At 71.1% G+C, this 23,759-nt stretch carries 26 protein-coding genes and 2 pseudogenes; 13 read left to right on the top strand and 15 right to left on the bottom strand.

Annotation, left to right across the window (positions count from 1 at the left end; genetic code table 11):
• The first annotated feature begins 209 nt into the window (after window positions 1-209).
• Window positions 210-758, top strand: coding sequence for a sigma-70 family RNA polymerase sigma factor (locus AB0C35_RS36340; RefSeq protein ID WP_358466290.1), 549 nt, complete (start codon window positions 210-212; stop codon window positions 756-758).
• Between the two features lie 38 nt (window positions 759-796).
• Here AB0C35_RS36340 and AB0C35_RS36335 read toward each other — a convergent pair.
• Window positions 797-1,994 (bottom strand): annotated as a pseudogene (locus tag AB0C35_RS36335) (RNA-guided endonuclease TnpB family protein).
• Between the two features lie 287 nt (window positions 1,995-2,281).
• On the opposite strand from AB0C35_RS36335, the gene AB0C35_RS36330 reads away from it, so the two are divergent.
• Window positions 2,282-2,740, top strand: coding sequence for a hypothetical protein (locus AB0C35_RS36330; protein ID WP_358466288.1), 459 nt, complete (start codon window positions 2,282-2,284; stop codon window positions 2,738-2,740).
• Complete coding sequence (locus tag AB0C35_RS36325) at window positions 2,737-2,973, top strand: hypothetical protein (RefSeq protein ID WP_358466287.1); 237 nt, start codon at window positions 2,737-2,739, stop codon at window positions 2,971-2,973. The genes AB0C35_RS36330 and AB0C35_RS36325 overlap by 4 nt, the downstream gene beginning before the upstream one ends.
• A 75-nt stretch (window positions 2,974-3,048) precedes the next feature.
• Here the strand turns inward: AB0C35_RS36325 and AB0C35_RS36320 are convergent, their stop codons facing one another.
• Complete coding sequence (locus AB0C35_RS36320; protein ID WP_358466285.1) at window positions 3,049-3,252, bottom strand: DUF397 domain-containing protein; 204 nt, start codon at window positions 3,250-3,252, stop codon at window positions 3,049-3,051.
• Between the two features lie 17 nt (window positions 3,253-3,269).
• Complete coding sequence (locus AB0C35_RS36315) at window positions 3,270-3,746, bottom strand: DUF5753 domain-containing protein (RefSeq protein ID WP_358466283.1); 477 nt, start codon at window positions 3,744-3,746, stop codon at window positions 3,270-3,272.
• A gap of 226 nt (window positions 3,747-3,972) precedes the next feature.
• Here AB0C35_RS36315 and AB0C35_RS36310 point away from each other — a divergent pair, with 226 nt between their 5' ends.
• The 3 genes from AB0C35_RS36310 (at window position 3,973) to AB0C35_RS36300 (ending at window position 6,050) form a co-directional block, all read left to right on the top strand.
• Window positions 3,973-5,181, top strand: coding sequence for an RNA-guided endonuclease TnpB family protein (locus tag AB0C35_RS36310; protein ID WP_358466281.1), 1,209 nt, complete (start codon window positions 3,973-3,975; stop codon window positions 5,179-5,181).
• 119 nt (window positions 5,182-5,300) lie between these two features.
• Window positions 5,301-5,465, top strand: coding sequence for a hypothetical protein (locus AB0C35_RS36305; protein ID WP_358466279.1), 165 nt, complete (start codon window positions 5,301-5,303; stop codon window positions 5,463-5,465).
• 144 nt (window positions 5,466-5,609) lie between these two features.
• Window positions 5,610-6,050 (top strand): hypothetical protein, encoded by a 441-nt coding sequence (locus AB0C35_RS36300; RefSeq protein WP_358466277.1) that lies wholly within the window; start codon window positions 5,610-5,612, stop codon window positions 6,048-6,050.
• 44 nt (window positions 6,051-6,094) lie between these two features.
• Here the strand turns inward: AB0C35_RS36300 and AB0C35_RS36295 are convergent, their stop codons facing one another.
• Window positions 6,095-6,466: a hypothetical protein gene (locus AB0C35_RS36295; RefSeq protein WP_358466275.1), complete on the bottom strand. Its 372-nt coding sequence runs from the start codon at window positions 6,464-6,466 to the stop codon at window positions 6,095-6,097.
• Window positions 6,467-6,528: 62 nt separating this feature from the next.
• The gene (locus tag AB0C35_RS36290; RefSeq protein ID WP_358466274.1) at window positions 6,529-7,053 is read right to left on the bottom strand and encodes an NADAR family protein; all 525 of its coding nucleotides are present in this window, start codon (window positions 7,051-7,053) and stop codon (window positions 6,529-6,531) included.
• 144 nt (window positions 7,054-7,197) lie between these two features.
• Here AB0C35_RS36290 and AB0C35_RS36285 point away from each other — a divergent pair, with 144 nt between their 5' ends.
• Complete coding sequence (locus AB0C35_RS36285; protein ID WP_358466272.1) at window positions 7,198-7,323, top strand: hypothetical protein; 126 nt, start codon at window positions 7,198-7,200, stop codon at window positions 7,321-7,323.
• 107 nt (window positions 7,324-7,430) lie between these two features.
• Here AB0C35_RS36285 and AB0C35_RS36280 read toward each other — a convergent pair whose 3' ends face one another.
• Window positions 7,431-8,489, bottom strand: a complete 1,059-nt coding sequence (locus AB0C35_RS36280) for a LacI family DNA-binding transcriptional regulator (protein ID WP_358466270.1) — start codon at window positions 8,487-8,489, stop codon at window positions 7,431-7,433.
• Window positions 8,490-8,637: 148 nt separating this feature from the next.
• Between AB0C35_RS36280 and AB0C35_RS36275 the strand changes: the two genes are divergently transcribed.
• The 3 genes from AB0C35_RS36275 to AB0C35_RS36265 are packed head-to-tail and all read left to right on the top strand — an operon-like array spanning window position 8,638 to window position 11,710.
• Window positions 8,638-9,789, top strand: coding sequence for a Gfo/Idh/MocA family oxidoreductase (locus AB0C35_RS36275; protein ID WP_358466268.1), 1,152 nt, complete (start codon window positions 8,638-8,640; stop codon window positions 9,787-9,789).
• A complete protein-coding gene (locus tag AB0C35_RS36270) occupies window positions 9,786-10,913 on the top strand; it encodes a dihydrodipicolinate synthase family protein (protein ID WP_358466266.1) in 1,128 nt (375 codons plus the stop codon). The genes AB0C35_RS36275 and AB0C35_RS36270 overlap by 4 nt, the downstream gene beginning before the upstream one ends.
• Entirely contained in the window at window positions 10,910-11,710 is an 801-nt protein-coding gene (locus AB0C35_RS36265; RefSeq protein WP_358466264.1) for a sugar phosphate isomerase/epimerase family protein, read from the top strand. Before AB0C35_RS36270 ends, AB0C35_RS36265 begins: the two co-directional genes overlap by 4 nt.
• Before the next feature lie 59 nt (window positions 11,711-11,769).
• On the opposite strand, the gene AB0C35_RS36260 is transcribed toward AB0C35_RS36265, so the two are convergent.
• Together AB0C35_RS36260 and AB0C35_RS36255 are read right to left on the bottom strand one after the other, a co-directional pair.
• A complete protein-coding gene (locus AB0C35_RS36260) occupies window positions 11,770-12,327 on the bottom strand; it encodes an HAD domain-containing protein (RefSeq protein WP_358466262.1) in 558 nt (185 codons plus the stop codon).
• Entirely contained in the window at window positions 12,318-13,223 is a 906-nt protein-coding gene (locus AB0C35_RS36255) for a hypothetical protein (protein ID WP_358466260.1), read from the bottom strand. The genes AB0C35_RS36260 and AB0C35_RS36255 overlap by 10 nt, the downstream gene beginning before the upstream one ends.
• Before the next feature lie 157 nt (window positions 13,224-13,380).
• On the opposite strand from AB0C35_RS36255, the gene AB0C35_RS36250 reads away from it, so the two are divergent.
• Window positions 13,381-14,838, top strand: coding sequence for a hypothetical protein (locus AB0C35_RS36250; protein ID WP_358466258.1), 1,458 nt, complete (start codon window positions 13,381-13,383; stop codon window positions 14,836-14,838).
• A gap of 3 nt (window positions 14,839-14,841) precedes the next feature.
• Here AB0C35_RS36250 and galT read toward each other — a convergent pair whose 3' ends face one another.
• The 6 genes and pseudogenes from galT to AB0C35_RS36220 all read right to left on the bottom strand — a co-directional run bounded on the left by galT (window position 14,842) and on the right by AB0C35_RS36220 (window position 21,041).
• On the bottom strand, window positions 14,842-15,894 hold the full coding sequence (gene galT / locus AB0C35_RS36245; RefSeq protein WP_358466256.1) for a galactose-1-phosphate uridylyltransferase: 1,053 nt from the start codon (window positions 15,892-15,894) through the stop codon (window positions 14,842-14,844).
• Between the two features lie 18 nt (window positions 15,895-15,912).
• A complete protein-coding gene (locus AB0C35_RS36240) occupies window positions 15,913-17,163 on the bottom strand; it encodes a transposase (protein ID WP_358466254.1) in 1,251 nt (416 codons plus the stop codon).
• A 6-nt stretch (window positions 17,164-17,169) separates the two neighbouring features.
• Window positions 17,170-17,539, bottom strand: a pseudogene (tnpA, locus tag AB0C35_RS36235) (IS200/IS605 family transposase).
• A gap of 111 nt (window positions 17,540-17,650) precedes the next feature.
• A complete protein-coding gene (locus AB0C35_RS36230; RefSeq protein WP_358466252.1) occupies window positions 17,651-18,283 on the bottom strand; it encodes an ATP/GTP-binding protein in 633 nt (210 codons plus the stop codon).
• Window positions 18,264-18,644: a DUF742 domain-containing protein gene (locus tag AB0C35_RS36225; RefSeq protein WP_358466250.1), complete on the bottom strand. Its 381-nt coding sequence runs from the start codon at window positions 18,642-18,644 to the stop codon at window positions 18,264-18,266. Before AB0C35_RS36225 ends, AB0C35_RS36230 begins: the two co-directional genes overlap by 20 nt.
• Before the next feature lie 6 nt (window positions 18,645-18,650).
• Window positions 18,651-21,041, bottom strand: coding sequence for a nitrate- and nitrite sensing domain-containing protein (locus AB0C35_RS36220; protein WP_358466248.1), 2,391 nt, complete (start codon window positions 21,039-21,041; stop codon window positions 18,651-18,653).
• A gap of 259 nt (window positions 21,042-21,300) precedes the next feature.
• Here AB0C35_RS36220 and AB0C35_RS36215 point away from each other — a divergent pair, with 259 nt between their 5' ends.
• Entirely contained in the window at window positions 21,301-22,452 is a 1,152-nt protein-coding gene (locus tag AB0C35_RS36215; RefSeq protein WP_358466246.1) for an ABC transporter substrate-binding protein, read from the top strand.
• Window positions 22,431-23,396 (top strand): LLM class flavin-dependent oxidoreductase, encoded by a 966-nt coding sequence (locus tag AB0C35_RS36210; RefSeq protein WP_358466244.1) that lies wholly within the window; start codon window positions 22,431-22,433, stop codon window positions 23,394-23,396. Before AB0C35_RS36215 ends, AB0C35_RS36210 begins: the two co-directional genes overlap by 22 nt.
• Window positions 23,397-23,410: 14 nt before the next feature.
• Here the strand turns inward: AB0C35_RS36210 and AB0C35_RS36205 are convergent, their stop codons facing one another.
• Window positions 23,411-23,662: a hypothetical protein gene (locus AB0C35_RS36205; RefSeq protein ID WP_358466242.1), complete on the bottom strand. Its 252-nt coding sequence runs from the start codon at window positions 23,660-23,662 to the stop codon at window positions 23,411-23,413.
• Window positions 23,663-23,759 lie beyond the last annotated feature (97 nt).

Raw genomic sequence — 23,759 nt, 5'->3', positions numbered from 1 at the left:
CGCGTTGCGAGTTCGCCGCGAAGCCGATGCCAGCCGACAGGGTTCCTCCCACCCACGCACCGCATCGCCGGTACCGAACCGTACGTCCATCGCCCGTGCCGCATCCGGTAATGATCGCGAAATGCCGGGCGGGGTCCGGACATGTGCTCTGCGTCCGGTCATTCCGCCGCCCCTGGGGCGTGCGACGAGAGGTGGGCTTGCCAACCCCTTTGGAGGATTCCCATCCGCCCGGTGACAGGCGGCGCCGGTTCGAGGAGATCTACACCGCCAACCGTGCCCGGATCCTCGGGTACGCGCTGCGCCGCACCTCCGATCCCCACGACGCCGCCGACGTCCTGGCGGGGACGTTCCTGACGGCGTGGCGCCGGCTCGACGACGTCCCGCCGGGCGACCAGGCGCGGTTGTGGCTGTACGGCGTGGCCCGCCGGGTGCTGGCCAACCACCACCGCGGTGAACGACGCAGGTCGGCGCTGGCCGCCGACCTCGGCTCCCGGCTCAGCGACGGCCTGACCGTCCACGAACGGTCCGACGGCGACCTGACCGACGCGGCCACCGCCTTCCGGAGCCTGCCGGACGCCGACCGGGAGCTCCTGTCCCTGGTGGGCTGGGAGGGCCTGGACCACGGCGAGATCGCGGCCGTCCTCGGCTGCTCCCGAAACGCGGTGCGGATCCGCCTGCACCGCGCCCGCCGCCGCTTCGCCCGCGCATTGGAACGCACAGGCACCCCGTCCCCGGCCGCCACCCCGATTTCCCGATGATTCCCGCACGGAGAGCACACTTGACTTCCTCCCCACGGCTAAGGCCGGGGGATTCCAGCCTTCACAGGCTGGGGTTCCTGCTTCACCGGCGAGTGCACCCGGTTGCCCGGACGTCTGACCTCACCTCCACAGGCAGTCACCGCTCGACCGGCGGCCAGGATGTTCTTGGCGGCGTTGACGTCCCTGTCGTGCAGGGTGCCGCAGTCCGGGCACGTCCAGTGCCGGGTATTGAGCGAGAGTTCGGCGAGCAGGTGCCCGCACGAGCTACAGGTCTTCGAGGACGGATACCAGCGGTCGATCACAATCAGGTGGCGGCCATGCTTGGCGGTCTTGTACTCCAACTGGCGGCGGAACTCGCCCCACCCGCAGTCGGAGATCACCCGCGCGAGTTTGCGGTTGCCGACCATGCCCTTGATGTTGAGGTCTTCGACCACGATCACGTCGTGGTCGCGGACCAGCCGCGTCGAGGTCCTGTGCAGGAAGTCGCGGCGGGCGTCGCGGACCTTGCGGTGCGCGCGGGCGACCTTCGCCCTGGCCTTGCGCCGGTTGTTCGATCCCCTCTGGCAGCGGGCCATGCGCCGCTGGTAGCGGGCCAGATTGGCGGCCTTGCGCTCCAGATGCCGGGGGTTGGCGATCTTCTCCCCGTCCGAGGTCACCGCGAAGTCCTTGACACCCAGATCGACGCCGGTCATCGCGCCGGTGGCCGGTGCCTGACCGGGGTCGGCGACCTCCACAGCCAGGGAGAGGTACCAGCGGCCGTCGGGGTCGCGGGAGACGGTCACCGTGGTCGGGTCGATCGACGCCGGGTCGACATCGGGCCAGGACCACACGAACGCAAGCGGCGCGTCGGTCTTGGCCAGGATCAGCCGTCCGTCTCGCCAGCGGAACCCGCTGCGGGTGTACTCGGCGCTCTGGCGGCCGTGCCGGGACTTGTAGCGCGGGGTAACGGGCGCGTCCGGCGAAGAAGTTGGCGAACGCCTTCTGCTGGGTGCGCAGCACCTGCTGCAAAGGGACCGAGGACACCTCGTTCAGCCAGGCGAATTCCTTGGACTGTTTGAGCCGGGTGAGGAACGCGTTGGCCTGCGGCACGTTGGTGGCGGCCTGTTCGGTGTGCCAGCGGCAGTGCCGCCAGGCGAGTGTCTGGTTCCACACCACGCGCACGCACCCGAACGTGCGGTTCAGCACCGCCGCCTGCTCGGGGGTCGGGTAGGCCCGACACTTGAACGCCGTCCGCACACCCAGCAGGTTAGCTGCGGCATGGCCACTGCTTAACCGGATTCCACCTTGGCGACGGAATCCCGTCCCTGTGCGGCTTCGCAGCAAGTTCGCTTTCCTCCCCATGGCTGAAGCCAGGGGTCTCCAGCGAAAGGAAACCCGATGAACCGCGACATCGACACAATGATCGCCGGGCTCGCCCCCATCACCGACCAGCGGGCCGGGGAGCTCCTGTCCGACGAGACGTCCACAGACCTGGCCGACCGCATCACCGCCGACGCCCGTTGCGCCTCATCATCGGCCTTCCCGTGGCGGCGGCCGCCGCGGCCTGCACGGCCGTGGCGTTCGCCGCGACCATCCCGGACGATGCGACCCAGCGGACGATGCCCGGCCCCGACATTACGCTGGCCGCGGCGGCGCTCACCGTCACGCACGAGGGCGAATACGTCGACGTGCGGGTCCGCGACCCGCTGGCCGACCCGAAGCGCTATCGCGCCGAACTCGCCCAACTGGGGCTTGACGTCAAGCTGAGGCTGGTGCCGGCGTCCCCGTCCATCGTCGGCACTGTGGTGGCGATGAGCCAGAGCGAGGGCACGACCGGACGCGACATCTCGACCATCACCGCCAAGGGCGAGTGCGAGACCGGCGGCGGAGGCGACCGGTGCCCGGTCGGCATCCGGGTCCGGACCGACTTCACGGGCAAGGCCGAAATCACCTTCGGCCGCGCGGCCCGCCCGGGCGAGCAGTACAACAGCAGCGCACCGTGACGGCGCCCGGCGAGGCCATGCACGGCATGACCTTCCGCAACCACCGCGTGAGCGAAGTGCTGGCCGCCCTGAAGAAGCGCGACGTAACGGTGCCCGAGTACCGCTCCATGGCCGGGACCACAAGCAACGTCCTACGCCCCGACCAGGTCCCCCCGACCTGGTACGTCCACGACGGCGTCCCGTGGGCGAAGAACCAGGTCCTCCTCTTCGTGGGCCCCAACCCCGCCCCCTGACCCGCGGCGCCGCATCAGACACGGCAAACGCCTCTCGCGAATCTGGCGAGGGGCGTTTGCCGCACCCGGGGCGAATCAGAGGTCGTACACGCCCCGCTTGATCTGAGACATCAGGGCAGACCACATGTCCCGCTCCAGGGCCAGGACGCCACCCTCCGGGTCCTTGGAGTCCCGGACGAAACGTCGGGAGCCGAGAGTGCCGGCTTCTACACAGCCGTTGCCGCCATCACTGTGGCTGCTCTTACGAAAGACGACCCGACCAAGATCAAAGTTGGCCATCCGCCTCCTCCTTGCGGTCATCGCCCTGCCACGCGCTTGAGCATGACCAGCGAGTCCTCGGGACTCAGAGCCATCGCCTGCATCTGCTCGAACGCCAGGGAGTAGGTGTGCACCTCCTCGTCGTCCTCAATGTACAGAGCACTCGTCATGTTCTCGACATACACGACATCCGGCGTGAACCGCTCGGGGAAGCCCATGATGGTGAAGGTGCCGATCACACCGGGATGCGCGCCAGCGGCAACCGGCATGACCTGGAACATCACGTTCGGCAAGGCCGCCAGCTCGGTGATCTGGCGGTATTGGTCACGCATGACCTCCGGACCGCCGATGACGCGACCGAGCGTCGCCTCGTCCAAGATCGCCCAGAGCCGCGCCGGCTCCTCTCGTTCGAGCCACGCCTTCTGCCGCTCCATCCGGGCCGCGGCTCGGCGTTCTATGCCCTGCGTGACGGGGAACTCGCCGTGTCCGAGATCGCCACCAACGCGCTCCGCCACGGCAGGGCCGCTCCAGGCGACCGTCCGCCCACCGCGCCCGAGTTATGGTTCTGGGCGCGGACCGTCCCGTCACCTGATCCTCCGGAGGATGCTTCGGCCTTCAGGCCGGAGAGGAATCCGGACTCCATCAGGAGCGGCCCGGCGCAGCCGGGACGGTCCTGAAAACCGAACCCTTGGATTACCGAGAGTCCTCATGTGCACACAATCGGTGTGTAAAGTTGTGGTCATGCGGACGGCGTACAAGTGCCGAGCGTACCCCGACCCCGAGCAGGCGGCCCTCTTCGGCCGCACGTTCGGCTGCGTCCGCCTGGTGTGGAACAAGACCCTCGCCGAACGCCGTCGCGCCTTCCACATCGACCGCAAACGGACCTCCTACCGGGAGACCGATGCCGCGCTGACCGGGTGGAAGAAGACCCCGGAGCTGGCGTTCCTGAACGAGGTCTACTCGGTCCCGCTGCAGCAGGCGCTGCGGCACCAGCACGCCGCGTTCGCCCACTTCTTCGCCGGACGCGCCCGCCACCCGCGCTTCAAAACCCGCACATCCCGGCAGTCCGCGCACTACACCCGCTCGGCGTTCCGCATGCGCGACGGCCAGTTGCGGATGGCCAAGACCACCGCGCCGCTGGCGTTCGTGTGGTCGTTTGACGAGGTGGATCTGGCCGCGCTGAACCCGACGATGGTGGTGATCTCGCGGGAGCCGGACGGCCGCTGGTACGTCACCTTCGCCGTCGACACCGGCACCGGCGAGCCTGAGCCGCCGCCGGCCGCCGGACACGCCATCGGCATCGACCTGGGCATCAAGGACTTCGCGGTGACCTCCGACGGGAACCGCATCGCCAACCCCCGCCACCTGGAGCGCAAGGCCCGCAACCTGGCCCGGTACCAGCGGCGCATGGCCCGCTGCCAGCGGGGTTCGGCCAACCGCCGCAAGGCCAAAACCAAGGTCGCCGGAGCCCACCGCAAAGTCCGCAACGCCCGTGCCGATTTCCTGCACCGCACCAGCACCAGCCTCGTCCGGGACGCGGACGTGATCGTGATCGAGGACCTCGCGGTCGCCAACATGGTCCGCAACCGCAGGCTCGCCCGCGCGATCTCCGACTGCGGGTGGGGCGAGTTCCGGCGCATGCTGGAGTACAAGGCCGCACGCGCCGGGCGCACCCTGATCGTGATCGACCGGTGGTATCCCTCGTCCAAGACCTGCTCGTACTGCGGGCACTTGCTCGCGGAGTTGAGCCTGTCGACCCGGCACTGGACGTGCCCGGGCTGCCGCACCCGGCACGACCGGGACCACAACGCGGCCAAGAACATCCTTGCGGCTGGTCGAGCCGTAGCCAGGGGCGACCCCGGCGAGGTCTGTGGAGCTGATGTCAGACGGCAAGGGCCCTCCCTTCCGCAATCGGCCGCGAAGCAGAAACACCCACGGCGCGAGCCGTAGGAATCCTCTCCCTTCAGGGAGAGGAGGAAGTCAACGCAGCTCGTCGTCTCCGTCTTCGACTGCGCGCGGACGTCACCCGGCGCGGCTTCGAAGGGACGCGCAACACCGGCGAGGACGGCATGTCCGTTGTGATGCTCCCTGGCCTCAACGTTTGGGTGCACCCCGAGCACTTCTGCTGGCGCTCCGGCCCGCGCCGCTACCTGCGGCGCCCTCTCATCGACCTCCAGGAGACCACCGAACACACCGTCCGCTACCTGGACAGCGTCTACGCTCCACCCCCGTGACCACTCGTCTGACCTGCCCGGATCCGATGGACGAGGCCGGGAGTTCCTCAGGTCGAGAACGGCACCTGAGGTCCGGCGTGTGGTTCATTGCGGCACCACATCCGCCCGGGTACCGTCGCGCAGGTCGTAGCGATCGGAGGAACCATGCGCAATACCGAACTCGCGAAGCTCGGCGGGCTCGTCGGCGAGTGGACGATGACGATGTCGGACGCCTGGTTCCTCGAACCGCCGGGCACCGAGGTGCCGGGCACGACCACCATCGAGTGGCTCGGGGAGTCGCTGCTGGTCGTGCGGTCGCACTTCGGCGGAGGCGAGCAAGAGCACTCCGAGATGGGCCTCGTCATCGGACGCAGCGACCCGAACGACGCCTACGTCGCGCTCTACCAGGACGACCGCGGCGTATGCCGCCAGTTCGCCATGACCTTCGGCGGCGGGCATTGGACGATGACCCGTGAGGACCCGGACTTCCACCAGCGTTTCATCGCCGACGTCGAGAATGACCGGATCCGCGGGCGCTGGGAGGCGTCCGAGGACCGGGGCGAGACCTGGCGGAAGGACTTCGACCTCGCCTTTGAGCGGGCCTGAGACGTCCCCTGCTGACATCGAGTTGGGGGACGTCTGCGGCCAGGTCAGGTGGCCGGGTCTTCGGCTTGGACGGCCAGGAGGTCCAGGGCCGCGTAGGTGCCGGTTATCGCCGTCAGGCCGGCCGCGGCGCCGCGTGGGACGTCGCCGCGGATCAGGTGGACGAGGCCGGCGGCGGTGTCGCAGGCGTCCACCAGCAGGCAGAGGCGCCGCCAGCGCCGGCGGGCGGCCGGATCGCTGAGAAGGTACCCGGCGCCGAGTGCGACGGCCCGGCTTCCGAAGATCCGGATCATGTATCTGAGCTCGGGGGTGTCCCGGTGGCCCATCCCCGCCAGCTTCACGTTGAGGCCCGGCGCGGCGAGGGCCAGTGCTCCCCAGACGACGCGGCCGCTCGCCGCCGTTTCCATTGCGCGTTCCATACCGCCGACCGTCCCATTGCGGGGCGGCGCAGATCGATTACCCCGGACGTAATGTGCATCCGTTAGCGGGCCAGGGTGTCGCGGGCGGTCATCAGGGCGAAGCCCAGGAGGTTTTGTCCTGGCCAGGCGGTCACGTCTTCGGCGCGGGGGTCGTCGGCGGCCAGGCCGATGCCCCAGATGCGATCGAGCGGACTTGCTTCTACGAGGATGCGGTCGCGGGTGCCGAGGAGGTAGTCGCACAGGTCTTTGTTCTGGGCGAACTTCGCTTCGCTGCCTCTCGTGACTATGGCGACTCGGTGGTCCCGCCACGTTTGCTCGTCGAAGTTCCGGACGCGGCGGCCGATGTCTTTCGCGCGGCCGGGGTGAGGGGCGGAGATGATGGCGGACGCCGTTTCGCCGTCGCCGAAGAGGCGGGCCTTTTCGGCCATCATGTAGTGCTCGGCAGTGGCGTAGGTCACCCCGTCCACGGTGAAGGGGGACGGCCACCATTGGCTCAGGTAGCCGGGTCCGGGAGTCTGGCCCCAGAAGAACAGGAATTTCAGGCGGGTGCCCTGGTCCTGGAGGCGGGTCAACTCGGCTACGTCCATGGCAGAGAGAGTGCCAGGGAACAGGGGGCGGGGCGACACAGATTCCATGGCCCCGTGAGCTTGCGGTCTAGACCATTTTGCGAAAGTGGGCAGGTCATCGGGAACATCTGTTCATTCGGCCCGAACAGGAGGACGGCACTAACGATGAGCAACCCTCTGGCGAACCCTCGTCGCACCAAGATCGTCGCGTGGCCCGAGCGGCCGGCGGATTCGGACTCCGAGCGTCCCGCGGAGGCCGAGGCGAAAGAGGACGATCTCGCCGCGCGCTGAACGGCCATAGATGAGGGCCCGTCCGGATCTCCGGGCGGGTTCTTCGTTTTTGGGGGGCGGCGCGCCCGGCGGCGTCCTGGACGGGGGGACGGCGGGCGCGCCGCGGGTCAGCGGGGTGGGGCGGTGCTGGCGCGCAGCACGACTTCGCCGGCGACGCGATCGATGAGGCTGCGGTGGGCGGCGGGTTCGCGGAGGGCGAGGCCCATCACCCGCTCGCCCATCTCGCGGAGCGGGAGCGCGACGGTGGTGAGGGGCGGGGTCAGGTCGCGGACGATCGGGATGTCGTCGAAGCCGGCGAGGGAGATGTCGCCCGGCACGGAGACGCCGTTGTCGCGGAACGCGGCGAGCGCGCCGACCGCCATCACGTCGGTGACCGCGAACACGCAGGTCGGATGGGTTCTGGCGCGAAGCAGTTCGGTCGCGGCCGCGTAGCCGCCGTCGCGGGTGAAGGCGGCCTCGACAATGTGTTCGGCGGGGACGCCGACGCCCGCGTCCGCGAGGGCGCCGGTGAAGCCGGCGAGGCGGTCGGAGACGGTGGTGAGGGCGCGCGGGCCGGTCAGCACGCCGAAGTCGCGGTGCCCGAGGTCGAGCAGCGCGCGGGCGAGGTCGGCGGCGCCCTCCCTGTTCTGCGGCAGGACGGCGTCGACCTTGAGGCTGCGGTGCCGGCTGAGGACGGCGACACGGCCGCCGGTGCGCTCGTAGGGGTCGAGTTCGGCGGCCATCGAACGCTCCCAGTCGCGGTCCTCGAAGCCGGAGCCGATGAGCAGGATCGCGCGGGCACGCTGGGCGCGCAGCATCGCCACGTACTCGATCTCGCGCGCCGGGTCGCGGAACGTGCTGGCGAGCATCACGAGCATGCCGTGCTCGGCGGCGGTGTGCATCACGCCGCGGGCGACGCCGGCGAAGTAGGGGTCGCTGACGTCGTGGCAGATCACGCCGACGGACGTGCTGGACGCGCTGGCCAGCGCCTGCGCGTGCGCGTTGGGGGTGTAGCTGAGCCTGGCCGAGGCGGCGAGCACCCGCTCGCGCAGGTCGGCCCGGACCTGCGCGGTTCCGTTGAGGACGCGGGACGCGGTGGCGAGCGAGACGCCGGCGTCCCGCGCGACGTCCTGCAGCGTCACGTAGGCCCGGTCGGCGGCCCGCGGTTCCTCCGCCGCTTCCGTCATCACGCTCCCTCGACGCCGGCCTGCGCGGCGGGTCCTGCGGAGAGACCCTCTTGACCGCGCGTGCGACGCTTCCTACGGTACATCAGAAAGCGCTTTCTGAACGCGCTTTCCCGACCACGGGATACACGACAGGCTGGGAAGGAACGGGATGGCACGCAGGTCCATCGGGATCATCATGAACGGCGTCACCGGCCGGATGGGATATCGCCAGCATCTCCTCCGCTCGATCCTCGCGATCCGGGAGCAGGGCGGGGTGCGCACGGCCGACGGCACCGTGCTGTGGCCCGAACCCGTGCTCGTCGGACGCAGTGAGGCCAAGCTGCGCGACCTCGCCGGACGGCACGGCCTCACCGCCTGGACGACCGACCTGGCCGAGGCGCTCGCGCGTCCGGAGACCGACGTCTACTTCGACGCGCAGGTCACCGGCGCGCGGGCCGCGGCGATCCGCGCGGCGGTCGCGGCGGGCAAGCACGTCTACACCGAGAAGCCGCTGGCCGAAGACCTGGACGGCGCGCTGGCCCTGGCGCGGCTCGCCGAGGAGGCGGGCGTGAAGCACGGCGTCGTCCAGGACAAGCTGTTCCTGCCGGGGCTGCTCAAGCTGAAACGCCTGGTGGACGGCGGTTTCTTCGGGCGGATCCTGTCGGTGCGCGGCGAGTTCGGGTACTGGGTGTTCGAGGGCGGCTGGCAGGAGGCGCAGCGTCCGAGCTGGAACTATCGGGCGGAGGACGGCGGCGGGATCATCCTCGACATGTTCTGCCACTGGCGCTACGTGCTGGACGGCGTGATCGCGCCGGTGCGGTCGGTCCAGGCGCTCGGGGCGACGCACATCCCCGAGCGGGTGGACGAGGACGGCAAGCCGTACGCGGCCACCGCCGACGACGCCGCCTACGGGATCTTCGAGCTGGACGGCGGGATCGTCGCGCAGATCAACTCGTCGTGGGCGACGCGGGTGTTCCGCGACGAGCTGGTGGAGTTCCAGGTGGACGGGACGGAGGGGTCCGCGGTCGCGGGGCTGCGGCGCTGCCGTGTCCAGCACCGGTCGATGACGCCGAAACCGGTGTGGAATCCCGATCTGCCCGCCACCGAGGACTTCCGGTCGCAGTGGCAGGAGATCCCGGACAACGGCGAGTTCGAGAACGGGTTCAAGGCGCAGTGGGAGATGTTCCTGCGGCACGTGGCCGACGATGAGGCGTTCCCGTGGGACTTCTACGCGGGGGCGCGCGGTGTGCAGCTCGCCGAGCTGGGGCTGCGGGCGTGGCGTGAGGGCCGCCGGCTGGAGATTCCGGAGCTGACCCGATGAAGATCGAACTCCCGGGCCTGGCCGCCCCGCACACGATGGGCGAGCCGCGCACCTACCCGCCTCCGCCGGGGCCGAGCACGTCGCGAGTGGCCTACGCCGCCGCGCATGTCGTACCGGATCCGGCCGGCGACTCGCTCGACTGGGACGCCACGCTGGCGTTCCGCCGCCACCTGTGGTCGTACGGGCTCGGCGTCGCGGAGGCGATGGACACGGCGCAGCGCGGCATGGGCCTGAACTGGTCGACGACCCGCGAGCTCATTGCGCGCAGCGGCCGGGAAGCGCTTTCAACCGGCGGCCGGATCGTCTGCGGCGCCGGCACCGACCATCTGCCCCCGGGACCGGCCTCGCCGGAGGAGATCGTCGCCGCCTACGAAGAGCAGCTCGCGGTGGTCGAGTCGGCCGGCGCCGTCCCCGTCCTGATGGCGAGCCGCCACCTGGCCGCCGCCGCACGCGGCCCCGACGACTACGCCTCCGTGTACGGGCGCCTGCTGTCCCAGGTCGGACGACCGGCCGTGCTGCACTGGCTGGGGCCGATGTTCGACCCGGCCCTCGACGGTTACTGGGGCTCACCCGACCTCGACGTCGCCGCCGACGCGCTCCTCGACCTGATCGCCGGCCACGCGTCCCGGATCGACGGCGTCAAGATCTCGCTGCTGGACGGCGAGCGGGAGATCGCCTTCCGCCGCCGGCTGCCGTCCGGCGTCAGGCTCTACACCGGCGACGACTTCAACTACCCGGAACTCATCAAGGGCGACGCCGAAGGGCACAGCGACGCGCTGCTCGGCGTCTTCGACCCCATCGCCCCCGCCGCCGCAGCCGCCCTGCGGGCGCTCGATGACAACGACACCGCGTCCTACGAGGAGATATTCGCGCCGACGGTGCCGCTCGCTCGTCACCTGTTCGAGGCACCGACCTTCTACTACAAGACCGGTGTGGTGTTCCTGGCCTGGCTGACCGGCCATCAGCGGCACTTCCGCATGGTCGGGGGGCTGGAGAACGCACGTTCCGTCCCGCACATGGTGCGCCTCTTCCAGCTCGCCGACGCCGCCGGCCTCTACCCCGACCCCGACCTTGCCGCGAACCGGATGCGCGCATGGCTGACCGTCCAAGGAGCCGTCCGATGAGGTTCAGCCTCAACCAGTGGACGACCCGGCACTGGCCCCTGCCCGACCTCGCCGCCGGCTGCGCCTCGGCCGGAGTCACGGGCGTCGGCCTGTGGCGGGAGCCCGTGGCCGAGTACGGCCTGACCCGCACGGCCAAGCTCGTCCAGGACCACGGTTTGACGGTCACGTCCCTATGCCGGGGCGGCTTCTTCCAGGAGCACGATGCCCTGGACGACAACCGCCGCGCCATCGAGGAGGCCACAGCGCTGGGCGCACCCGTCCTGTGCCTGGTCAGCGGCGGGCTGCCGGACGGGTCCCGCGACCTCGACGGCGCCCGCGCCCGCGTCGCCGACGCCATAGCCGAACTCGCGCCGTACGCCGGCGAGCACGGCGTCCAGCTCGCGATCGAGCCGCTCCACCCGATGTACTGCTCCGACCGCTGCGTGGTCTCCACCCTGCGTCAGGCGCTGGACATCGCGGCACCGCACCCGTCCGCCCAGGTCGGGGTCATGATCGACACCTATCACCTGTGGTGGGACCCGGACGCCTGGGACGGCATCGCCCGCGCGGGCGAGGAGGGCCGGCTGGCCCTCTTCCAGGTCGCCGACTGGGTGACCCCGCTCCCCGAGGGCGCCCTCACCGGACGCGGCATGCTCGGCGACGGCTGCGTCGACCTGCGCCGCTTCCGCGCGGCCGTCGACGCCACCGGCTACACCGGCCCGATCGAAGTGGAGATCTTCAACGACGACCTGTGGGCCATGCCCGGCCCAGCCGCCCTCGACCTCACCCTGTCACGCTTCGCCCAACACGTCCTATAACACCCACCCCAGCGCGTGCACGAGCGACCGGCGCGCCGCCCTGGTGGTCGGCGGCGCCGTCATGGCGGGGCCCCGCGTCGAGTGCGGCGGGACAGGTGGGCGGCCCAGCGGTCGAGGCTGTTCACGTGGCGGCGGGTCAGGCCCTGTGCCGGTTCGACCCGGATCAGGCGGATGGCGCGGCGGTGCGGGAGGGCTTGGCGCCGGATGGTCCACGGGATGACGTCGTCCAACCAGGCGAAGGGACGGCCGTCCGCATGGCGGAGGATCGGCGCCCATTTGCGCATGCGCGGGATCTGCAGGAGCGGGGTGTGCGGATCGCCGGGGTGAGGGGTGTAGGTGGAGAAGGCCACATGCGGCAGTGGGGGCAGGCCGAGCAAGGGACCTATGTACTGGTTGGCGTGTTCCTCCCACGTGGTCGCCCAGACCAGGTCGTAGTGGGTTGAAAGGTCGCGGAGCCAGGCGCCGTGGTCGGCGACGATACGAACGGTGAGGCGGCCGACAGTGTGCTCGGTGAAGCGTCCGGTCGGCGCCTCGGGGTTGAGGACGCCGTCCACGTCCAGGTACAGAACGGGGCGGGCCTCGCGGGTGCCCGGACGGGGGACGTTGCCTAGGTGCATAGGTGGGTTGTGTGGAGGCCTTCGTCGGTGGCTGTCAGGAGGGTGCCGTCCGGAGTCAGGGCCAGGTCGTTGATGGGGGCCGGGGTCTTTATGCGGTGGGACGGTTCCGCGGTCGTGGTATCCCAGGCCAGGACGGTTCCGGGGTCGTTCTCCAGGGCGGCGGCCACGAGGAGGCGGCCTTCGGCCAGGGTCGCCGCGATCTGGTCGCACGGGGACGGAGTCGTCAGGTCGGCGAGCCGGCCGCCGTCGAGGCCGCGGACGTGCAGAGCGGAGGGGGTCGGCTGGACGAGGACCAGCCCGTCCGGGGACGGGGCCAGGACCGCGCGGGGCGGGAGTGTGGTGATCTCGTCGCCGCGTTCCACGTCCAGGAGGGTGACGGCGGAGTCGCCGGGCAGGCCGATGAGGGGGCCGGTGGAGGGTGTGGCGTGCAGGATCCAGCGGTCGATGGCGGTCTGGTGGCCGAGCCAGAGGGGGAACTCGGTCAGGCGGTCGCCGGTGAGGGCGTCCCAGACGATGACTTCGGCGTCGTTGGCGGGGCCGAAGACGGCGACGACGGCTCCGCGGCCGGTGTGGACGGCGAGGCCGAGGAGTTCGGGCTGGCCGTCCAGGGACAGTTCGTGGCCCGTTTCCAGGTGGTGGACGTGGACGCGGTCGCGGTGCGTCCAGGTGACGATGGGGGAACCGGTGGGGGCGCCGAAGGCCCATTCGGCGCGTTCGGCGGGGAAGTCGGGGATCGGCGCGCCGAGCGCGAGGCCCGTCGCCGGGTCCCATGCCTGGCCGGCGTTCGCGCCGGGCCCGGCCTGGGAGGCGAAGGCCAGCGGCGGCCCCTCGGCGGTGGCGGCGACGCTGTCGAACGCTCCGTGCGCCAGCAGGTCCGCCAGCACGCTTTCCGGCATGCGAGGGAGAGTAAGGCACCCGGCGGAGATCGTTCCATGCAGTCGCGGAAACTCGGTCGAGGTGTGACAGAACTCCGCGTCCGGGTGCTGATATGACCCCGCCGGGAGGCGTCCGGTACGTCGAGGAACGGGTGGGTTTGGACTAGGTTCCTTGATCGTGGAGCCGATCGATCTGACGCCCGTCGAGCGGCGGGTCTGGCGGGCGTTCCCCACCGGGACGCCGGTCGACCTCCGGGACGGCGCGGACGACCCCGAGAACGGGGACGCGTGGGGCGCCGACCGGACGGTGCGGGCCTGGGTGCTGCGCAAGCTGCTGCTGAGCCCGCCGGTGGACGGCGAGATCGCGGCGTTGCGGGTGGTGGGGGCGCGCATCACCGGGGTGCTGAACCTGCAGTACGCGACGATCGAGCATCCGGTCGGGCTGCGGGGGTGCCGCTTCGAGGAGACGCCCGTCCTGTACGGGGCGCGTGCCCGGCAGGTGAACCTGAGCGAGTCCTACCTGCCGGGGCTCGACGCGGCGACGCTGCGCGTGGACGGGGTGCTGCGCCTCACCGACTGCCGTGTGCCGGGGCCGGTGCGGCTCGGCGGGGCACGGTTGTCCGGTGTCCTCTTCATGGAGCGGGCGCGGCTCGGGAGGGAGGGCGTGCACGAAGAGGAGATCCTGCACCTCAACCATTCCGTTCTCGAGGACGACATCTGGTGTCCGGGCCTCGTGGCGCGCGGGGAGGTCCGGATGAACGGTGCGTCGGTGGCCGGCACGGTGAACCTGGAGGGCGCCGTCCTGCGCAACCCGGGCGGGCGGGTCCTCGACGGCGAGAACCTGACTGTCGGCTCTGACGTGAACGCGACGCGGGCGCGGTTCGAGGGGGAGGTCAGCGTGCGCGGCGCGACGATCCCGGGGCTGCTCGTCTTCACGGAGGCGCGGCTGTCCGCGCCCGGCGGGTGCGCGTTGCGGGCGACGAGTTCCGCGATCGGGGAGGTGTGGTTCCGGGAGGGGCGGGTCGACGGTGCGGTGAACCTGCTCCGCGGCCGTTTCGGTCTTCTGCACGTCCCGCCCGGCGCGTTCGGCGGCGAGGTGTGGCTGGACGGCCTGACCTACGGCCTGCTCACCCCGCGGCTCCCCGCGAAGGTCCGGATCGCGATGCTGGAGCGGGACGCGGAAGGCTACGTCCCGCACGCGTACGAGCAGCTCGCCGCCGCCTACCTGCAGGCCGGGGACGACCGGGCGGCGCGGAACGTGCAGCTCGCCAAGCAGCGCCGGCACCGGTCGACGCGTCCGTGGTACGCGCGGCTGTGGGGCTACCTGCAGGACGTGACGGTCGGGTACGGTTTCCGGCCGGTGTGGGCGGCGGGATGGCTGGCCGGGCTGCTGGCCGCCGGCACGACGGTGTTCGGGGTGCGTCATCCGGAGCCGCTGAAGGCGGATGAGCATCCGCCGTTCAACGCGCTGTTCTACACGCTCGACCTGATGCTGCCCATCATCGACTTCGGGCAGGAGAAGGCGTTCAAGCCGACCGGCGGGCACCAGTGGCTCGCCTACACGCTGATCATCACCGGGTGGGTGCTCGCGACGACGATCGCGGCCGGGATCACCCGGACGCTCCGCCGCCAGTGACGTTCAGGCGCCGGTGACCTCGCGGAGGCGGGCGGCCATGTCCTCCGGCCGGACGTCGTTGATCCAGGCCGCCATGCCCGACTCCGAGCCCGCCAGGTACTTGATCTTGCCGGGGGCGCGGCGGACGGAGAACAGCTCCAGGTGCAGGCGGACGAGTTCGCGGCCGTCGCCGGCGGGTGCCTGGTGCCAGCCGGCGACGTACGGCAGCGGGTCGTCGTAGAGGGCGTCGCAGCGGCGCAGCAGGTCGCGGTAGAGGACGGCCAGTTCGGCGCGTTCGGCGGAGTCCAGGGCGGCGAGGTCGGGGACGTGCCGGTGCGGCATGAGGTGCACTTCGACGGGCCAGCGGGCGGCGGCGGGGACGTAGGCCGTCCAGTGCTCGCCGGCGAGGACGACGCGGCCGCCCGCCGCCTCGGCCTTCAGCACGTCGCCGAACAGGTCGCGGTGCGCGGCGGCCTGGGCGAGCATGCGCTCGGTGCGGGGCGTGACGAACGGGTAGGCGTAGATCTGCCCGTGCGGATGGTGCAGGGTCACGCCGATCTCGACGCCGCGGTTCTCGAAGACGAAGACCTGCCGGACGCCGGGGAGCGCGGACAGTTCGGCGGTGCGGTCCGCCCACGCGTCGATGACGGTGCGGAAGCGGGAGACCGGCAGCGCCGGCATCGACGCGGAGTGGTCGTCGGTGAAGCACACGACCTCGCAGCGCCCGTCACCGCGCGCCCGCTCCACGCCGTCGATCATGGGCGGGACGGGCGGTGTGCGGGCGTCGAAGGACGGGAAGCGGTTCTCGAACACCACGACGTCGTAGGACGGGTCGGGGATCTCCGAGGCGGGGCCGCCCGGGCACAGCGGGCACTGGTCGGCGGGCGGCAGGAACGTCCGGCTGTTGCGGTGCGCGGTGATGGTGACGTGGTCGCCGGTCAGCGGGTCGCGGCGGACCTCGCAGACCGGTTCGACCGGCGGCAGCCCGCGCGGGTCGGGGACGGGCGTCCGGCCCGGCGCCTCGTCGTAGTAGACGATCTCGCGGTCGTCCGACAGCCGCGCCCGTGTCCTGTGCATTTGACTTCCTCCCCACGGCTAAAGCCGGGGGATTCCTTCCAGCTCGGGGGCCGGTTGGTGCGGTGTCCCTCGCGGGGCCGCTGGTTCCTGCTTCACCGACCGCCCGACGGCGAGGTCTCCACAGGCTGGCACCGCATGCCCTGCGGCGTTGAGGATGTTGCGTGCCGCGTTCACATCCGCGTGGTCTGCGTGGCCGCATCCGGGGTTCTTGCACACGAAGACCGCTTGGCTCTCACGGTTGCCTTCGGTGACCAACCCACAGGCGTGGCAGCGCCGCGAGGTGTAGGCGGGATTGACCTTCACCACGGCCGTGCCGGTGTACCGGGCCGCGTTGGTGAGAGCGAGTTCCAGGCGGTGCCAGCCCTTGTCGAGGATGGCCCGGTTCAGTCCTTGCTTCTGCGCGACCTGCTTACCCGGCTGCGCGAGGGTACCGGCGGCGCGGGCCGTCATGTTCTTGGTCTTGAGGTCTTCGAGCACCACCACGGCGTTCCGGCTGGTGATGCGATTCGCTGTCCAGGCGCAGAAGTCGCCGCGCCGGTCGGTGACCCGGCCCATGATCCGGTTCATCGCCGCGATGGTCTTGCGCCGGTTCGCGGTGCCCTTCCTGCTGCGGGCCAGCTTCTGCTGCAGCTGCCGATACCGGATCTTCTCGCCCTCAGTGACGAACCGGCGGTCGTGGAAGTCGCCGTCGCTTGTGGTGGCTGCCACGGCGACGCCTCGGTCGATGCCGAGCGCCGTGTTCGGCATCGCGTGCCGTCCGGGCGTGACGGCCTGGTCGTCCACGAGGAAGGAGATGTACCACTGGGAGCCCTTGCGGCTCAGGGTCACCGACTTGATCTCGCCGCCGAGTGGCCGGGACCAGCGGAACCGGACCCAGCCGATCTTCGGCAGCTTCACCCGGCCCCATTTGCGTCCCAGCCGTTCGACCCCGACCTTGCCGCCCTCAGGGAACCGGAACGAGGGGGACCATCGGGACTTGGACCGCCAGCGCACCTTCCACGTGCCGTGCGCGCGGCACGCCCTGTCGAGGTCCATGAGGGCCTGCTGGAGGCAGTGACCTGGAACGTCTTTGAGCCAGGTGTGCTCCTTCTTGGCCTCGGCCAGCTCAGCGGCCTGCGGGACGTAGTTCATCCACGCCCCACGCCGCCGGTACTCGCGGCGCTGTTCCAGGGCGGTGTTCCACACCGACCGGCACGCGCCGCCGATCCGCTCGGCGAACTCGGCCTGCTCAGGCGTGAAGTCCAGGCGGTATCTACGTCCGGTCAGCACGATCCCTCACCGGTTCTTCTGGTTCTCGACGTAGCGCTTGACGACCTCCAAGGGCGCCCCGCCGACGGTGGCCACGAAGTAGGAGTTGGTCCGGGAACTCCTGGCGCAGGACACCAGACGAGCGGCCCTTGATGGCCTTCACCAACCGGTGGATCCCGAACTGAGGGTCGACCTCCACCAGCAGGTGAACGTGGTCGGGCATGACCTCCATCTCCACCAGCCATGCCCCCTTCTCGTCGATCACCTCGCGGATCAGCTCTTCCAGCCGCGCCTCGATCCGCCCGCCGAGCACACGGCGCCGGTACTTCGGGCACCACACCACATGGAAGGCCCACTGGCACGCGATGTTGCCGTTCGAGCGCAACGTCACAGCCACCCGCAGCAAAATACGGCAGTAGCCTATCTACCGCTCAAAGATTCGACCGAAGGGCTTACCCCCACGGCTGCAGCCGGGGGTCCGCGCCTAGATCCCCCGATCGGCGGCAGCCTACAGCGCCGACACGTTCTCCCTGTTCTGCTCCTGGTGCACGGCCAGGAGGTGCTTCACCAGGGTGGTCAGGACCTCCTTGCCGGACGCGCGTTCACGGACGTCGCAGAGGACGACGGGCGCGCCGCGGCCGACGTCGAGCGCCTCCCGGATCTCCTCGGCCGTGTAGTCGTAGCCGTCGTCGAAGCAGTTGACGCCGATGACGAACGGCAGGCCGCGGTTCTCGAAGTAGTCGACGGCGGGGAAGCAGTCGGCGAGGCGGCGCGTGTCGGCGAGGACGACGGCGCCGAGCGCGCCGAACGACAGCTCGTCCCACATGAACCAGAAGCGGTCCTGGCCGGGGGTGCCGAACAGGTACAGCACCAGCCCGTCGCGGATCGTGATGCGGCCGAAGTCCATCGCGACGGTGGTGGTGGTCTTCTGCTCGACGCCGTCGGTGTCGTCGACGCCGACGCCCCGGTCGGTGAGCAGTTCCTCGGTCTGCAGGGGCCGGATCTCGCTGACGGCGCCGACGAGCGTCGTCTTGCCGACCCCGAATCCCCCGGCGACAAGGATCTTCACCGCGACGGGGGCCGCCGGGACCGATTCCTCGTCCTCGGCGGGCCCCGCTACTTCAGAGGGCTTGGAGACCATCGAGCACTTCCCTCAGCAGATGTTCCTTGGAGAGCGTGCCGCTCTCCGGTTGGGGACGGGTGGCGACGATGAGCCGGTGGTGCAGCAGATCGCCGAGCAGCACGCGGACGACGACGAGCGGAAGCCGCAGCCGCGCGGCGATCTCCGCCACCGGCTGCGGCCGCACGCACATCTCCAGGATGTCGAGGTGCTCGGGTCCGATGCCCGGCGAGCCCGACCGGGGCTGCGCCACGGTCGACACCATCGTGATCATGTCGAACGCCTCGCCGGTCGCGGGCCTGGCCCGGCCGCGGGTCAGCGCGTACGAACGGACGATCGGCCCGGCCTCGTCATCGAGCCACTGGCTGCCAGGACCCGTCATGGCCCGTCACGTGTCCTCGTCGTTGTCGAGGGCCTCGGCGCGGCCGCGCCGCACGCCCTGCTGGATGGACGACATCATCGACCGGAGTTCCTCGGGTGTGCGGCCGGCGCGCGGCTCGGCGGGAGGCGGTGGCGCGGGGGGCGCGTCGCGCAGCTGGGACGCCATGTTCTCCTGCCGGACGCGCTTGGGCAGCGCCGGCCGCGGGGCCGGGCCGGGTCCGCCGGCGGAGCGCCGCCGGACCTCCCGGGGCGAGCGCGGGACCCTCGGCTCGGGGGCGGACTGGGCGGACGGCGCCGATTGCGGGGGTTCCGCGAGCTGGGCGGGCTGCACGGGCTGGGCGGGCGGGGCGGCCTGGAGGGCGTGCCGCCCGCCGACGACCGTGCCGACGGGGACGAGCGCGTCCTCGGCGCGGCGGGTGGCGAGCGCCGGTGCGGCGTGCCCCGGTTCGCCGTCGTCGGGGGCGACGAGGTCTTCGGGCAGCAGCACGATCGCGGTCATCCCGCCGTACGGGGACGTCCGCAGCGTGACCTTGATGCCGTGCCGGCGGGCGAGCCGGGCGACGACGAACAGGCCGAGCTGCGTGCTGTCGGACAGGTCGAACTCGGCGGCGGTGGCGAGCCGCTCGTTGGCGGCGGCGAGGTTCAGCTCGTCCATGCTGAGCCCGCGGTCCTCGATCTCCAGGGTGAAGCCGTGCGAGACGGACTGCCCGTGCACCTGGACGGTGGTGTGCGGCGGCGAGAACGCGGTGGCGTTCTCGATCAGCTCGGCGAGCAGGTGGATGACGTCGGCGACGGCGGGCCCGACGATCGCGGCCCGCGCCATCGGCGTGACGTTGACCCGGGTGTAGTCCTCGACCTCGGACGCGGCGGCGCGGGCGACGTCCACGATCGCGACCGGGCTGCGCCAGCCGCGTCCCGGCGCCTGCCCGGACAGGATGATCAGGCCCTCGGCGTGCCGCCGCATGCGGGTGGCGAGGTGGTCGACGCGGAACAGGTCCTCGAGGTCGTCGGGCGTCTCGATGCGTCGTTCCATCGAGTCCAGCAGCTTGAGCTGGCGGTGCAGCAGCGTCTGGCTGCGCCGGGCGAGGTTGACGAACACGTCGCTGACGTTGCGGCGGAGCACGGCCTCCTCGACCGCGCCCTGGATGGCGGTCCGCCTTGCGGCGTTGAACGCGTCGCCGACCTGGGCGATCTCGCGGGTGCCGAACGACAGCGGCGGCGCCTCGGCGGCCACGTCGACCTCCTCGCCGCGGCGCAGCCGCCGGATAACGCCGGGCAGCCGGACGTCGGCCAGGTCGATCGCCTCGCGGCGCAGCCGCGCCAGCTCCCGGATGATGGAACGGGCGACCCACACCGCGATGACCAGCGAGGCGACGACCGCGACGAGCCCGAGGACGCCGGCGACGACGACGCGGGTGATGATGCCGTCGGAGATCGGCTCGGCGCGTTTCTCGGCGCCCGCCGACACCGCCAGCTCCAGGCCGCGCAGCCGGGTCAGGTTGGAGTCCGCGGTCGTCTTCCACAGCACGCCGGAGCCCTTCGCGGACTTGACCAGGCGGGCGGACTCGACGAAGCGGTCCTCCAGCGCCCGGAGCCGGCCGTACTCGGGCATCCCGACGACGCGCCGGTAGTACGCCTGGTCGGCGGAGCGCAGCTCGGACGCCGCGAACTCGTAGAGGGCGCGCTGCGTCCCGACGAGCTGGACGAACCGGGCGTGCTCGCCGGGCGTCATCCGCCCGGCGGCGAGGGCGCCGGCGAGGAGGGCGTCCTCCTGCGCGAGGGCCTCGCGGGCGCGGGCCAGCGCCGCCTCGTTGCGGGCGTCCTTGGCGACCTGCGAGTTGTCCAGCGTGGCGAGCGAGCCCTGCAGTGATCCGACGTCGGCGAGCAGGGCGGTGTAGTCGGCGAACGCGCGGCTCCGGCCGGTCTTGCCGGCGTCGATGGCGCGGCGCCGGGCGTCCAGTCCGTCCAGCTCGGTGAGGATCCGGTCGGCGAGCCTGCGGGTGCCGTCGGGCGCGGCGGCGCGGGCGCCCTCGTCCTTCGCCAGCCGGCGGAACAGGTCGGCCTGCCGGTCGGTGACCAGCCGGCCGGACTCCATCGCGGCCCGGTCGCCCTCCGCGCCGCCGCCGAGGTAGACCAGCGACAGCCGCCGCTCGGCCTGCAGCGCGCTGCCGAGCGCGCCGGACGGGTACCCGTAGTGGTCCTGGACGGTCTTGACGTGCCGGAGGTTGAGGCCCTCCCCGAGCGCGATGCTCGCGGCGAACGCCCACAGCGCGCCGAGCGAGACCACCGACACGGTGACCATGAGGACGACCTTGAAGCGGATGGAGCGCAACCGCGCGGCCTTGGGAGCCCGCCGGTCATCGGCGGCCGGGTCCGCGGGGCGGCCTCGTTTTGGCACTGCGACTGAACCTTCACTCGGAGGGACGGACGGGGACGGGGGACGGGGATTCACACGGCGCCGGAGGGCCCGCGCGGGACGGAGGAGAGCCTAGATCCGTATGCCGCCGTGTGTCGACAGTTTCCATATCATCACGGTTTGTGCGCACGGACGGCCCGAAATGCCCCTACGATGCCTCACCGTGATGGCTCGTATTCCACCCGCGACGAAAAAGCGCCCCCGACGGTCCCGCCCCGGATGGTCGCGGGCAGCACTCGCCGTGGGCGCGCTGTCCACGGTCGCCGCGCTGACCGGCGCATGCAGCGACGGCTCCGGGGAACGCGCCGCGCCGCCGGACATCGCGATGCCGCAGCAACTCGGCAAGCCCGAAGGCCGGCTCGACCTCGTCGCCTGGACGGGGTACGCCGAGGACGGCTCCACCGACAAGAACGTCGACTGGGTCACCCCGTTCACGAAGGCCACCGGCTGCAAGGTCCACACGAAGGTGGCCGACACGTCCGACTCGATGGTCGCGCTCATGAAGACCGGGCGGTACGACGGCGTGTCCGCGTCCGGCGACGCGAGCCTGCGGCTCATCTACGGCGGGCTGGTCGCGCCGGTCAACACCGGGCTGCTCACCAACTACGGCGACATCGCCCCGTACCTGAAGGACCAGCCGTACAACTCCGTGGGCGGCCAGATGTACGGCGTCCCGCACGGCTACGGCGCGAACATGCTGATGTACCGCACCGACAAGATCTCGCAGCGTCCCACGTCGTGGGGGGTGGTGTGGGAGAAGGACTCCCCGGCCGCCGGGCACGTCGTCGCCTACGACTCCCCCATCTACATCGCCGACGCCGCCCTCTACCTCAAGGCGCACCGCCCCGACCTGGGCATCACCGACGTGTACGAGCTGGACGAGGAGCAGTTCGAGGCCGCGGTCGACCTGCTGAAGCAGCAGCGCCCGATGGTCAACCAGTACTGGGCGAACTACCTGGACGAACTCCAGTCGTTCAAGAGCGGCTACAACTACGCCGGCACCGCGTGGCAGGTCACCGCGAACCTCGCGCTCGCCGACAAGACGCCGGTCGCGACGACGATCCCGTCGGAGGGCGCGACCGGATGGTCCGACACGTGGATGATCTCGTCGAAGGCCAGGCATCCCACCTGCATGTACAAGTGGATGAACTGGATCACGGAGCCGAAGGTGCAGGCCGAGGTCGCGCAGTGGTTCGGTGAGGCGCCCGCCAACCCCAAGGCGTGCAAGTACACCGAGAAGGGCTTCTGCTCGACCTACAACGTGGGCGACCCCGAGTTCTACGAGCGCCTCGCGTTCTGGAAGACCCCGGTGAAGGACTGCGGCGACGACCGCGGCAACACGTGCGTCGAGTACTCCCGCTGGGCCCAGGCGTGGACGCAGATCAAGGGCTGACCAAGAGACCCAGGCTCGGGAACAAGCGCGCGCGGGGCGGGGTTCCCGGCGGTATGGGCGACTATGGCAGGCCACTCGAATTCGGATACTTCCTCGTCCCGAACGCCGACGATCCGCTGCTGGAGACGGCGCGCGCCGCCGACCGCGCGGGACTCGACCTGATCGGCGTGCAGGACCACCCCTACCAGCGCCGCTACGTCGACACGTGGACGCTGCTGAGCATGATCGCGGCCGTCACCGAGCGGGTCCGGGTGTTCCCCGACGTGGCGAACCTGCCGCTGCGTCCTCCGGCGGTGCTGGCCAAGGCCGCCGCGAGCCTGGACGCGCTGAGCGGCGGCCGCGCCGAACTGGGCCTCGGCGCGGGCGGGTTCGGGGAGGCGATCGAGGCGTTCGGCGGCCCCGTCCGGAGCCGGCGGGAGGCGGCCGACGCGCTGGAGGAGGCCGTCACCGTCGTCCGGAAGGTGTGGAGCGGCGAGCGGAACCTGCGCTTCGAGGGCGACCACTACCACCTCAGGGGCGCCAAGGCCGGGCCCGTCCCGGCGCACCCGATGGAGCTGTGGCTCGGTGTCGGCGGCCCGCGCGGCCTCGCCCTGGTGGGACGCGCCGCCGACGGCTGGCTCCCGTCGTCGTCCTGGGCCACCCCCGACCGGCTGCCCGGCCTGCACGCCCGCATCGACGAGGCCGCCTCGTCCGCCGGGCGCGACCCGGCGGACGTCCGCAGGCTCTACAACATCAACGGCACGATCACCGACGGCGCGTCGGAGGGCTTCCTGCGCGGCCCCGCGTCCCAGTGGGTGGACGAGGTCACCGACCTCGCCGTGGGCTCCGGCATGGACACGTTCATCCTCTGGCCGGAGGGCGACCAGGAGACCCAGATCAAGCGTTTCGCCGAGGAGGTCGTACCGGCCGTCCGCGCGCAGGTCGCCCGGGAACGCGGCGTCTGACGCGACGGCGCGCGTCAGGGCCAGCGGTAGGCGGCGCCCTTCGCGGGGACGTGGTGGGGCATGTAGCACTTGGTCGTGACGTGCTCGTCCTTGCAGGCGAGGCAGAGGTAGGTCCGGTGGCCGCGCAGGCCGCGGCCCCGCCCGTCGCAGGGCGGGCACACGCACGGCGACCAGCCGACGAGGACGCGCCCCCCTTCCAGCCGATGCCCGGCGGGACACAGGAACGGCACATGTTCGCGGGCCCTGCCCGCCGGGTTCGCCTGCACGCCACGACACCCTACTCGAACAAACGATCGATAACGAGGGCGACCTCCACCGCATGACACCACCCTGTCCGCCCACCCCGAGTCGTGCGGTGGGCCG

This window comes from Spirillospora sp. NPDC048819, from assembly GCF_040650055.1.
Lineage (GTDB): Bacteria > Actinomycetota > Actinomycetes > Streptosporangiales > Streptosporangiaceae > Spirillospora.
This window is presented reverse-complemented; position numbering and strand designations above follow the sequence as displayed.

Coding starts and splice junctions, on each gene's coding strand:
- AB0C35_RS36285 (WP_358466272.1), top strand. CDS start 7,198: ATGAGCAACCCTCTGGCGAACCCTCGTCGCACCAAGATCGTCGCGTGG.
- AB0C35_RS36275 (WP_358466268.1), top strand. CDS start 8,638: ATGGCACGCAGGTCCATCGGGATCATCATGAACGGCGTCACCGGCCGG.
- AB0C35_RS36305 (WP_358466279.1), top strand. CDS start 5,301: ATGTCCGTTGTGATGCTCCCTGGCCTCAACGTTTGGGTGCACCCCGAG.
- galT (WP_358466256.1), bottom strand. CDS start 15,894: ATGCACAGGACACGGGCGCGGCTGTCGGACGACCGCGAGATCGTCTAC.
- AB0C35_RS36320 (WP_358466285.1), bottom strand. CDS start 3,252: ATGGCCAACTTTGATCTTGGTCGGGTCGTCTTTCGTAAGAGCAGCCAC.
- AB0C35_RS36225 (WP_358466250.1), bottom strand. CDS start 18,644: ATGACGGGTCCTGGCAGCCAGTGGCTCGATGACGAGGCCGGGCCGATC.
- AB0C35_RS36265 (WP_358466264.1), top strand. CDS start 10,910: ATGAGGTTCAGCCTCAACCAGTGGACGACCCGGCACTGGCCCCTGCCC.
- AB0C35_RS36310 (WP_358466281.1), top strand. CDS start 3,973: ATGCGGACGGCGTACAAGTGCCGAGCGTACCCCGACCCCGAGCAGGCG.
- AB0C35_RS36290 (WP_358466274.1), bottom strand. CDS start 7,053: ATGGACGTAGCCGAGTTGACCCGCCTCCAGGACCAGGGCACCCGCCTG.
- AB0C35_RS36300 (WP_358466277.1), top strand. CDS start 5,610: ATGCGCAATACCGAACTCGCGAAGCTCGGCGGGCTCGTCGGCGAGTGG.
- AB0C35_RS36260 (WP_358466262.1), bottom strand. CDS start 12,327: ATGCACCTAGGCAACGTCCCCCGTCCGGGCACCCGCGAGGCCCGCCCC.
- AB0C35_RS36280 (WP_358466270.1), bottom strand. CDS start 8,489: ATGACGGAAGCGGCGGAGGAACCGCGGGCCGCCGACCGGGCCTACGTG.
- AB0C35_RS36255 (WP_358466260.1), bottom strand. CDS start 13,223: ATGCCGGAAAGCGTGCTGGCGGACCTGCTGGCGCACGGAGCGTTCGAC.
- AB0C35_RS36230 (WP_358466252.1), bottom strand. CDS start 18,283: ATGGTCTCCAAGCCCTCTGAAGTAGCGGGGCCCGCCGAGGACGAGGAA.
- AB0C35_RS36270 (WP_358466266.1), top strand. CDS start 9,786: ATGAAGATCGAACTCCCGGGCCTGGCCGCCCCGCACACGATGGGCGAG.
- AB0C35_RS36295 (WP_358466275.1), bottom strand. CDS start 6,466: ATGGAACGCGCAATGGAAACGGCGGCGAGCGGCCGCGTCGTCTGGGGA.